Source organism: Phyllobacterium sp. LjRoot231 (assembly GCF_964253365.1).
In the GTDB taxonomy this organism is placed as follows: domain Bacteria; phylum Pseudomonadota; class Alphaproteobacteria; order Rhizobiales; family Rhizobiaceae; genus Phyllobacterium.
The window spans coordinates 4446463-4458086 of record NZ_CAXUQT020000001.1 but is presented as its reverse complement, the minus strand read 5'-3'; the positions used below and the strand labels follow the sequence as shown (position 1 = coordinate 4458086).

Genomic DNA, 11624 nt, shown 5'->3' with positions numbered 1-11624 from the left:
TAAAAGGCTTGCCATTGAGTTGCCTGATTTTAGAGGCAGGGCATAGATCAAGCATATTTGATCGGCAGTCAGAACTGCCCAGACATGGGTTGGAAGTAGCGGGTATGGATTTAAACGGACGCATTACGGTTTTCGGCGCACTGGTCGCGTCACTGGCGCTTGGCGGCTGCGTGTCGTCACCCACCTATGGTACAGACAAGACTGCCGGCAGCCAGCTCCTCGACGACGTATCGAACATGGCTTCCTTCGGGTCGTCCAAGAAGAAGAACCAGATCGCATATAATCCACGTCCGGAACTTGTCCGCCCTGCAGAGGGCAAGGTAGCGCAATTGCCGGCACCACAGAACGATGTCGTGACCGCCGACAGTGCAAACTGGCCGGAATCACCGGAGGCGCGGCGCAAGCGCATACGCGATACAGCTACCGCCAACCAGAACAATCCTAATTTCGTGCCCGAAGTCGAGAATGACATGCCTCTGGCCCAGCAATCCTCGGGCAAGCCGGAATATGGGTTCTACAATGACAAGTCTCCGGCAAATCAGGGATCAAAGAGCAGTGCGGGGGCGGATTTTCGCGCTCGCAAGCTTGCTTCAACGGCCGGATCGCCGACAACGCGGCGCTACCTGAGCGAGCCGCCACTTGAATATCGTGCGCCTGCACCAACGGCCGCCGCCAACGAACTGGGCGAGGACGAGGCCAAGAAAGAACGGGAACGCAAAGCCGCTGCCAAAAAGGATAAAGGCTTCAGCTGGCGAAACCTTATTCCTTGGGAATAAGCCTCCGGCGTTTCGGTCGAACATTGATATCGCCACCACTGCACATCCGGCCGCTAAAAGTTTACGCGCGTAAACTGTTGTTCCGGAAGTAGAACAGCCGAATCACGTTGCCATAAAATATGAATTGGTACTTGGAACCTAAAGCACAGAAGACAAAAAAGGTTATTTGTCCGTTACAGGACATTCATTGTGCTTTTTTTCGCTCTTGTTCGTTCAAAGTTCGAGCGATTTTTCGGTCCCCCGAACGTGCGGGACAATACAACCGCAGGTGCCCTAGACTTCTCCATTAAATGATTAATTTCTAACGCATTTAATTAACCTTCGTTAATTCGACGTCGTGGTCAGGCTACAGGGTAAATACAACCTAGGCGTGTTTATTTAGGGCTTTGCAACGCTACCAATGTCTAATTGACGTGCCATTTTCGACAAGCCATTGCAGCAGGGTCCCTTAATTGGGGTGCATATTTTTTATCCCAATTAGTTGGGTGATTTCCCAAGATAACAGTTTGGGCATTTTTCGGGCGGCTTTTTTACCACGATGACATGAGGTTGTTGCAGCAACCCAGCGTTGCCGGGGCTGGGGATTCGCATGTTCAAAAATGCCAATTTGCAAAAAGGCGATTTTGAAAATGGCAAGTAATGATCCGACTTTTCGACAAGCGAATACTGTTCCCTGGCGCAAAAGCCTATTGACCACCGTTTCTGTCTTATCCTTCTTCGCGATTGCTGATGCGTCATTGGCTCAAACGCCCAACCCCGCCATTTCCCGGAACTTTACCCCGGACGCGACCGCGGATATTGCGCCTGATACTGTTGCTGCTATCCTCGATTCAACGATCATTGATGACGGAAAAACAGTGGTCATTTCTAGCAGGGTGGAAAGTGACAACCCTAGTCCATGGGACACCGAAAAGACGTTGGTTGTCGGCGATAAAAATACGGGTACGCTCCACATTCTGGATGGTGCTGTGGTCACCACAGGAGCGGTCGCAAACATCGGCTCGCAAAATGGAAGTGTTGGGACTGTTTTGGTAACTGGCGAGAAGTCGGTTTGGGACTCCGGACCTTTATTGAACGTTGGTGAGCAAGGACAAGGCATATTGACAATTGCCGATGGTGCCAAGGTTAGCACATCCATCCAGACGACCATCGGCTACTTCAATTCGGAAAACGAAAGTCAGGTCAAAGTGGAGGGAAAGAACTCCACTTGGGAAACCGGAACGGATTTGTCCGTCGGTCTGTATGGCAAAGCCAGACTGACCGTTTCGAATGGGGCGCTGGTCAGCAACGCTGGCTCGTCCGTGATCGGAGAAGAAAGGACAGGTCTTGGTACGGCCATGGTGACGGGAGCAGGCTCAAGGTGGATAACAACAGACCACCTCAATGTCGGAGTCGCCGGAACGGGTGCTCTTACCATCAAAAATGGAGGCTCTGTCAGCAATGGTGCCTTCTCGCAAATTGGTAACTTTATCGGTAGTAGCGGTACGGTTTTGGTGTCGGGAACTGACTCCAAGTGGGAGGTCGGTTCTAATATTTGCGTCGGCGGGAGTGGCACAGGCACACTGACGATCGAGAATGGCGGCTCGGTTACCAATAGCGGCTCCCAAATCGGTGCCCATCCCGGGGGCGAAGGCACTGTCCTTGTAACTGGATCAGGTTCCTCATGGCGCAGTGGATCGAACATCGCGGTCGGTTCAACCGGAAACGGCATGCTGACCCTTGGGAACGACGGTGCGATCTACGCCCCATCGATCACTATCGCTGAACAGGAACATTCAACCGGCACCTTGAACATTGGCACGGGCGGCGTATTACAAACCAATAGCATTACGTTTGGCAAGGGAACGGGAACGCTCAATTTCGACACCGTAGGAGATAATGTATTTTCTCCGATCATCAGCGGTAACGGAACTCTCAACGTCTTGTCCGGCAAGACAATCCTGACCGGAGACAGCAGCTCCTTTACCGGAACAGCGGCTGTTTCGGCGAATAGCGATCTTGCTGTCGACGGAGTCCTTGGCGGGTCGATCGATGTTCTGCGTGGCGGCTTTCTTGGCGGCGTTGGCGTCGTTGGCTCAACTACTATCGAGGCAGACGGAACCCTTGCGCCCGGCAATTCAATCGGGACCATCCATGTCAACGGCGATCTGACTTTCAAGCCGGGGGCGATATACAGCGTTGAGGTTGATCCATTTGGCAATAATGACAAGACGGCAATCGCTGGCGCTGCTACCCTCACTGGAGCCAGTGTCAATGTCATTGCTTCGGCAGGAGATTGGAAGCCGGAAACTCGATACACCATCCTTTCCGCCACTGGCGGATTGAATGGCACGGCGTTTCAGAGCGTATCCTCGAACTTTCAGTTCCTCGATCCGACGCTCGGCTACGACGCCAATAATGTGACGTTGACGTTAACCCGGAATGATCTCGGCTTCTCCAGTCTGGGCAAAACGCCAAATCAGAAGAGGGCGTTGAAGGCAATCGAAGGACTTGCCAAGAGCGATACCGGAAACCCACTTGTCCAAAGAATGCTTGGCCTCGACAAGGCAACAGCGCCGATCACCATTGCGCAACTACCGGGCGAGATACACGCATCGCTGATTGGAGCCCTTCTCGACGACAGCCGTTTCATCGATGAGACCGTCACAAATCGCTTGCGCTCGGCCTTTGACGTGGTTGCCGCCGCGCCATTCCCCGTGCTTGCCTACGGTCCGGATGGAGCGGAAGAACAGCCCGCGACAACCGATCGTTTTGCAGTTTGGGGACAGGGATTTGGCTCTTGGGCGACCAAGAAAGACAATGACAGCGTGCCAGGTATCGATCGTTCCACCGGAGGTTTCCTGATTGGCGGCGATGCTGCGATCGTGGATAATACTCGCCTTGGTGTTGTGGCGGGCTATAGCCATACCTCGCTCGACGAGACCGGATTGGACGCGACAGCCTCAGTCGACAGTGTTCATCTTGGTCTTTATGGCGGCGCCGAATTTGGTGCGGTCAATCTTCGCTCTGGGGCTGCCTATACATGGCACGATATCAGTACCGAACGGCTCGTGCAGTTCACCGGCACACAGGAGAATCTCGGCGCGGACTATAATGCGGGGACGGCCCAAGTCTTTGCGGAACTCGGCTACAAAACGAAACTCGCCAGCGTCGAGCTGGAGCCTTTCACCAACCTTGCTTATGCCAATCTCCACACGGATGCGTTTACCGAAAACGGCGGAACGGCAGCGTTGTCCGGTGCGGCGATGTCAAACGATATGACGTCCAGCACGCTGGGTCTTCACGCTTTGACGGCGTGGTCATTGGGTTCTGCCGATGCAACTCTGCGTGGCACAATCGGGTGGCGGCATGCCTACGGCGATACGACCCCAGCTACGCTCCTTGCATTTGCTGGTAGCGACGCTTTCGATGTCTCCGGCTTGCCGATCGCTCGCAATACAGCACTGCTGGAGGTCGGGTTTGGGGTCGAGCTGACGCCGGGCATGACTTTCGATCTTTCCTATCGGGGCGAGGTTGCAAGCAAAGTCCAGGACCATGGTTTGAAAGCTGATTTTGGTATCAAGTTTTAGCAAACCCGGGAAACGCTTATCTTGGGCTTGTACTCGCGCGGTAGGCCGGCCCAAGGTACTGCTGCTGCAGGCACTTATATTGCAATAAATACTAGACTATAGTATTAGTAAATTCAGACTTCGTAGCCTTAATATAACGCTCACGGCAACAAGCCGGATTTAATTGTCTGTGCCAATATCTTTGCCTTGGTACTCCTTCTGCTGCACTTGAAACGTTTGCCCGGTAATTTGTGCCTTCGAGCGATCGAAGATAGAAAACGTATGTGCAAACGGATCGTTGCTGCCGCATTGGAAAGTTGCGACGATGAATCGATTCATGTTGCATGCCGCAACCAACGGCGTTTGGATTGAGTGCCTTCTGAGGACACTGGTCGCCTCGGTACTCATGGTATTGGCCGGCAAAGTGAATGCTCAATCTATCGTTGCAGATGGTCAGGTATTCGCCAACGGATCGATGATAGCGGGCAGCCAGCCAAGCCCCTTCGATGCCGGCTCATCCCTGATTGTGGGAGGTTCCGCTCAAGGCTCGCTGGCCATAAGCGATGGCGGCTCTGTTTTTCTCACCCTCAACACTCCCTTTGACACCACAAAAACCTCGCGGATTGGTTTTAGCAATGGCGTCATCGGCAATATGATTGTTACCGGGCAGAACTCCACTTTCAATTTCGGAAACAATATTATCATCGGTTACTTCGGCACCGGAACCCTGACTGTCGAAGACGGCGCTCATGTCATCAATGACGGCCCAGCGCTAACGGGCGACAGTGCCTTTTCGGTGATAGGTGCCAATGCCGGAAGTATCGGCACCGTCAACGTGCGCGGAGCAGGTTCCTCGTGGATGACGGGATCGCAATTGATGGTCGGTGACGCCGGTACGGGCACATTGAATATTTCTGATGGCGGCTCGGTCACAACGGAAAGCGGCTCATCGATCGGTTCGCAAGGTGGGAGCGGGACAGTTTTGGTGAGCGGGCTGGGTTCTATTTGGTATGCCGGCAATGTTTTGATTGTCGGTGGTGCGGGCGACGGCACACTGAATATTACGGACGGGGCGCGCGTCAACACCGTCTCCCAGACGGTTATTGGGCAATCGGCATCCGCATTCGAAAGCGAGGCTACCATCATGCAGGGTCCAGTTGGATGACCGGCCAGTTTCTGAGCATTGGCCTGTCGGGGCGGGGCAGGTTGACAATCTCCGATGGCGGCTCGGTCAGCAACAGTGGCGTCGCAGTGCTTGGTAACTTCGCTGGAAGTAATGGAATTGCACTTGTGACAGGAGCTGGCTCGACGTGGGCTGCTGGAGCGAATCTGTTGATTGGTTTGGGCGGGACAGGCGCCCTGACGATCGGCCAAGGAGCAATTGTCAGTGGTCAGTCCCTTACGATCGCATCGCAACAAGGCTCAGTTGGCGTGCTTAATCTGGAAGGTGGCACCCTGCAGGCGGATACGATCGTATTTGGGCAAGGCGTCGGTACGATCAATTTCAACGCAGGCGGAACTTTCTCGTTCTCACCGCAAATTAGCGGCGCTGGAACGTTGAATGTGGTGTCGGGCAAGACGTTTCTGACAGCAGACAGCAGTGCGTTCACGGGGGACACTAACATCGCCGGTGGCGATCTCATCGTCAACGGCGTACTCGGCGGTGTCATAAGTGTCGGCAATGCGAGCGTACTCGGTGGTACCGGCACCGTAGGTTCAACAATTGTCGGCAACGGTGGGGTGTTTTCTCCGGGCAATTCGATTGGCACGATCAGCGTCAACGGCAATCTTACGTTTGGCCAAGGGTCAATCTATCGGGTCGAAGTTGATCCTGCCGGCAACAATGACAAGACACTCGTCTCCGGCATTGCCGATCTGACAGGTGGGCATGTCAACGTGGTTGCTGCAGCCGGCAACTGGAAGGCTGCTACAGGCTATACAATTCTTTCTGCTGCTAGCGGGCTTAATGGAACACACTTTCTGGATGTCTCCTCCAACCTCCAGTTCCTCGATCCGACACTCACCTATGATGCAAGCAACGTCATGTTGACCATGCGCCGCAACAGCATCGCTATTTCAGATCTGGCGAAAACGCCAAACCAGCGAAGTGCTGCCCGATCCATCGACAATTTCACCGCACAAAATCCAGCCAGCGATAATCCGCTCATTGGTAAACTGCTGGGTCTGGACAGAGCAACCGCACCCCTGACCATTGCCCAGCTTCCCGGTGAAATTCATGTGTCGCTCGCAGGAGTATTGCTCGACGACAGCCGCTTCATCAGGGATGCGGTCAATAACAGGCTCCGCTCGGCATTCGGCGACGTAACTGCGCCCTCTCTGCCCGTCCTTGCTTATGGCCCTGATGGAGCCGAACCTCAACCAGCAACAGGCGATCGCTTTGCCGTATGGGGACAAGGCTTCGGTTCATGGGCAGACTGGAAGAGCAATGATCAAGTGCCAGGTCTCGATCGCTCTCTTGGCGGCTTCCTCATAGGCGGCGATGTATCGTTCGGTGATCATACTCGCATTGGCATTCTTTCAGGTTATAGCCACACCAGCATCGACGAATCCAGCCTCGGCGCCTCAGCAGATGTGGACAATTTTCATCTCGGCATCTATGGCGGGGCAGAGTTCGGGGCGCTCAGTCTGCGGTCAGGCGCAAGCTACACCTGGCACGATATCAGCACCGATCGCTCGGTTCAGTTCACGGGATCTCAGGAGCACCTGAGTGCTGATTACAACGGCGGAACGGCTCAAATATTCGGTGAACTTGGCTACGGTATTCAGTATAACAGTGTTACTCTCGAACCCTTCGCTAATTTCTCCTATGCCAATTTGCATCTCGACAGCTTTACCGAAGAGGGCGGCGCGTCGACGCTCACCGCTGCCTCGTCCAACACAGACATAACGATCAGCACGCTTGGCCTCAGCGCCGCCACGCAGTTGTCATTGGGTTCGGTAGGGGCGGCATTACGCGGTACGCTCGGTTGGCGTCATGCCTACGGCGATGTGACGCCGCAATCGCGCCTTGCATTTGCAGGCATGGAGAGCTTTGAAATTTCGGGTCTTCCAATTGCCCGTGATGCCGCGCTGTTGGAGGCTGGTTTGAATGTGGACCTAACGCCCGCCACGACTTTCGGTCTGTCCTACCAGGGCCAGATCGCCAGCGAGGTTCAGGATCACGGCTTCAAAGCCAATCTGACTGTGCGGTTCTAGCCCTGTCTGAAATTTTATAACGGATAGATGCCACGATCCGTTGTTTCCCTTATAAAGAAACAGCGCCCCACCTATTCCCGCCAATCGAGGACCGCACCAATTGTTCATTCTGCGATTTCTTGGCCTGATCGTCCTTGTAATTTTGACGCTTATTGGCTTTCTCTGGGGCGGGTTCGCGCTTTGGTACCAGCTGCCATTCGAAACTATCGGCAAGCTTGGTTGTCTGTTCCTCTGGGCGGCGATAGCTTTCGCCACGCTCTGGCTCGAATTCAAGGGTCGCGCTTGGCGTGCTCTTATTGTCCTAGTGCCGGTAATGATCGGTCTCGGCTATTGGTGGAGCACGATTACGCCCTCCTTGAATCGCATCTGGGCCGACGAGGTTGCGCAGACGGTAACGGGTACGCTCAATGGCAATTATGTAACGCTATCCAATGTTCGTAACTTTGAATGGCGAACGCCGGCCGACTACACACCGCGCTGGGAAGTCCGTACCTATGATCTACAGGATCTGGATTCCGTCGATCTGTTCCTATCCTATTGGTCCAACCCGGCCATCGCTCACACACTGGTCAGTTTCGGCTTCAACAACGGCGATCACGTCGTTTTCTCGGCAGAAATCCGCAAGGAGCGTCACGAAGAGTTCTCCGAAATCGGAGGATTCTTCAAGGAATTCGAACTGGCAATGATCGCTGCGGACGAACGCGATATCATTCGACTGCGCACCAATGTCCGCAAGGAAGATGTTTATCGCTACCGCATCAATCTCAAGCCGGAGATGCGGCAGGCACTCTTCCTGTCCTATATGGACAACGCCAACCATCTGGCCACGACAGCAAAATTCTATAATACGATAACGGCCAATTGCACGACGGTGATTTTCGACATGGTGCGCGCCATAACTCCTGAACTGCCGCTAGATTACCGCGTTGTCTTGTCAGGTTATTTGCCCGGCTATCTTTATAATCTCGGCGCCATCGATCATCAGAAACCACTGGACGAGGTGATCAAATCAGCTTCGATCGATCAGCGTGCGATGGATGCTGATGCAGATCCGGATTTTTCCGCAAAGATCAGAACGAATAATTAGAACCGCTTGGAGCGGAAGAATTCTTTCAGCATGATTTCCACGTCCTGTTCCTGAAATCCGGAATAGACTTCCGGTACATGGTGGCAGGTCGGCTGAGCAAAAAACCGCGCACCGTTTTCCACTCCGCCGCCTTTGATATCCTGTGCACCGTAATAGAGCCGCCTGATACGCGCGAACGAGATCGCCGCCGCGCACATGGTGCAGGGCTCTAGCGTCACGTAGAGATCGCAGCCGGTAAGTCGCTCGTCATCGAGGATGCGGCAGGCCTCTCGAATGACAAGGATTTCCGCATGTGCTGTCGGATCATTGAGCTCGCGCGTGCGATTGCCCGCCTGCGCCAGTATTGTTTCACCTCTGACCAGAACGGCACCGATCGGCACCTCGCCGCGCGTTGCCGCGTCATGTGCTTCGGCCAGAGCTATACTCATCGGATCGGTTTTTTGGTTCACGCCGCGCTCATCGTTTGGAGTAATCAAAGAGTCTCTTAGAATTTACTCGCAAGAAAACCTCATAGCTGTTAGTTAGCCCCGCTGAAAGGCAAACATTCCATGACAAGTTCAAATGATGACGGGAAGGACGGCAAACGTCCCTTTGAAAAGCGCAGCTTCGACAAGCGGGGTAATGGCGGCGATCGCGCTAGAGGTCCGCGCAAGTTCGATGACGCTGCTCCCGCCAAGCGCGGTGTCGAGCAACGCAAATCGCCACGTGACGAAGCGCCGGCAGAAGAGGGCGAGCGTATAGCCAAGCGCTTGGCACGTGCCGGCATAGCCTCGCGCCGTGAAGCCGAAACGATGATCGCCGCGGGCCGCGTTTCCGTCAATGGCAAGCGGCTGGAAAGTCCGGCCATCAATGTGATGCGCACCGATCGCATTGAGGTTGATGGCAAGCCATTGCCTGAGAAGGAACGCACACGCCTTTGGCTCTATCATAAGCCCGCAGGCCTGGTGACGACCAACCGCGATCCGGAAGGGCGCCAGACGGTCTTTGAATCCTTGCCTAAGGATATGCCGCGCGTTCTTTCCGTCGGCCGTCTCGATATCAACACTGAAGGGCTGCTGCTCCTTACCAATGATGGCGGGCTTTCCCGCGCTCTTGAACTGCCGTCGACCGGCTGGCTCCGCCGCTATCGCGTTCGGGCTCATGGCAGCATCACCCAGGAAAAGCTCGACACGCTCAAGGATGGCATTGCAGTCGATGGCGTCTTCTACGGCGCGATCGAAGCGACCCTGGAACGCGAGCAGGGCTCGAACGTCTGGATCATGGTGGGCTTGCGCGAAGGCAAAAACCGCGAAGTCAAGAATGTACTCGGCGCGCTCGGACTTTCGGTCAACCGGCTGATCCGCATTTCCTATGGACCCTTCCAGCTGAGCGATCTGCCGGAAGGCTCGGTACGCGAAATGAATGGCCGCACTTTGCGTGACCAGCTTGGCGAACGCCTGATCGAAGAATCCGGTGCCGATTTCGATGCACCAATCATCAATGTGTTTTCCAACGAAGCCGTCAAGGGCGAGGCAGTCCAGCAACCGAGCGAGCGTCCCGAACGCCGCTCATCTGAGTGGATTTCCAGTGCTCCGGTTGCCAAGGCACGTGGGCCGCGCAAATCCAAAGACGAGAAGCGCGAGGAATCGCTTTCGCGCTGGACGACCGACCGGAGCGAGCGGCCAGCCGTGCCTCGCAGTGGCCGCGACGAGCGGCCAGCCCGTACGCCGCGCGACGGCGATCAAAAACCGCGCGGATCGCATGGTGTGGCGTCGAAAGCTGACCGCGAACGCAAGGAAGACGAGGCTATTGCTCCGCGTAAGTCCCGAGGCGCCAATGTCTGGATGGCGCCCGGGGCTCGTCCGATGGGCAAGGCGAGGGCGAAGGCCGTGGGCGCACGAGAGGAGCGTAACCGTTCCGAAGGTCAGCGCGCCGACAAGCCAAAGCGTTTCAGTGAAGGCTCCGCCCGACCTGCGGGTGATCGTCCAACGGGAGACCGTCCCGCAGGGGGGCGTTCGTCAGGCGGTTATGCCGGCGACAAGCCACGCAGCTATTCTCCGCGCGCACCAAGAAGCGAAGGGGACAGCGCCGAGCGCCCGAAGCGAGCTTTCGGCGCAGGCCGCCCTGAAGGTTCGCGTGACGGGCCTCGCCCTGATCGTCCGCCACGCGTCGGCAAGCGCGAGCGTGCCGAACTGAAGGAACGCGAAGCCAGAGGTGACAGGCCTGCGCAAAGCGATCGCCCGGCCCGTTCCGAACGTCCTTACGGCGCCAGCGGCAAGCCGACGCGCGCGCCTGGCGGGCAACCCAACAGAAGCGGTGACCGTCCGTTTGGTGGTCCGAAAGGCGCTCCTCGCGGTGACGCTCCAAGAGGTGGCTCCGGTGGCGGCACAGGTCGTCCGCCGCGTGGCGGCAAACCTAAATCATAGAGCTTGAAACCATGCGGATTGTCGGCGGAAGATTTCGCGGGCGGGCTTTGGCCACGCCGGGTTCCAATGCGATCCGGCCGACGACAGACCGGACACGCGAAAGCCTCTTCAACATTCTGGTACACAATTACCCGGAAAAGTTTGAATCCACGCGGGTACTCGACCTTTTTGCTGGGACCGGCGCACTGGGTCTCGAGGCGCTATCCCGCGGTGCGCGTTATGGCGTGTTCATTGAAGAATCGACGGAAGGGCGTGGACTGATCCGCACAAATGTCGAAACATTCGGATTGCTCGGCAACACCAAGATATTCCGCCGCGACGCTACGAAACTCGGCGATGCCGGAACCATCGAACCATTCGATCTCGTCTTCGCTGATCCGCCCTATGGCAGGGGTCTCGGCGAGATGGCATTCAAGTCCGCACTAGACGGCGGTTGGCTCAATCCCGACACACTTCTGGTGCTTGAAGAGGAAGCCGAAGCCGCGGTCGAACTCGATCCACGATTTGTCGTTGTGGAAGAACGTCCTTACGGCGGAACGGTCATAAGGCTTGTCACATTGAAGTCGTAAATACCGCGATTGTATCGCCATCA

The 11624-nt window shown here is 55.7% G+C and carries 8 protein-coding genes; 7 read left to right on the top strand and 1 reads right to left on the bottom strand.

Annotated features, from left to right (window positions below):
• Window positions 1-104 precede the first annotated feature (104 nt).
• From ACSQ3H_RS22225 to ACSQ3H_RS22205, 5 genes are all read left to right on the top strand, one after another.
• Window positions 105-776: a hypothetical protein gene (locus ACSQ3H_RS22225; RefSeq protein ID WP_436119042.1), complete on the top strand. Its 672-nt coding sequence runs from the start codon at window positions 105-107 to the stop codon at window positions 774-776.
• 689 nt (window positions 777-1465) lie between these two features.
• Complete coding sequence (locus ACSQ3H_RS22220; protein WP_436119041.1) at window positions 1466-4345, top strand: autotransporter domain-containing protein; 2880 nt, start codon at window positions 1466-1468, stop codon at window positions 4343-4345.
• A gap of 316 nt (window positions 4346-4661) precedes the next feature.
• Window positions 4662-5489, top strand: coding sequence for a hypothetical protein (locus ACSQ3H_RS22215; protein ID WP_436119040.1), 828 nt, complete (start codon window positions 4662-4664; stop codon window positions 5487-5489).
• Complete coding sequence (locus ACSQ3H_RS22210; RefSeq protein WP_436119039.1) at window positions 5486-7540, top strand: autotransporter outer membrane beta-barrel domain-containing protein; 2055 nt, start codon at window positions 5486-5488, stop codon at window positions 7538-7540. The genes ACSQ3H_RS22215 and ACSQ3H_RS22210 overlap by 4 nt, the downstream gene beginning before the upstream one ends.
• A gap of 100 nt (window positions 7541-7640) precedes the next feature.
• Window positions 7641-8627 carry an Lnb N-terminal periplasmic domain-containing protein gene (locus ACSQ3H_RS22205; protein ID WP_436119038.1) on the top strand — a complete coding sequence of 329 codons (987 nt, stop codon included), beginning with the start codon at window positions 7641-7643 and terminating at the stop codon, window positions 8625-8627.
• Here ACSQ3H_RS22205 and ACSQ3H_RS22200 read toward each other — a convergent pair.
• A complete protein-coding gene (locus ACSQ3H_RS22200) occupies window positions 8624-9055 on the bottom strand; it encodes a nucleoside deaminase (protein WP_436119537.1) in 432 nt (143 codons plus the stop codon). The genes ACSQ3H_RS22205 and ACSQ3H_RS22200 overlap by 4 nt on opposite strands.
• Before the next feature lie 120 nt (window positions 9056-9175).
• On the opposite strand from ACSQ3H_RS22200, the gene ACSQ3H_RS22195 reads away from it, so the two are divergent.
• Together ACSQ3H_RS22195 and rsmD are read left to right on the top strand one after the other, a co-directional pair.
• A complete protein-coding gene (locus ACSQ3H_RS22195; protein ID WP_436119037.1) occupies window positions 9176-11032 on the top strand; it encodes a pseudouridine synthase in 1857 nt (618 codons plus the stop codon).
• A gap of 11 nt (window positions 11033-11043) precedes the next feature.
• Window positions 11044-11601: a 16S rRNA (guanine(966)-N(2))-methyltransferase RsmD gene (gene rsmD / locus ACSQ3H_RS22190; RefSeq protein WP_436119036.1), complete on the top strand. Its 558-nt coding sequence runs from the start codon at window positions 11044-11046 to the stop codon at window positions 11599-11601.
• Window positions 11602-11624 lie beyond the last annotated feature (23 nt).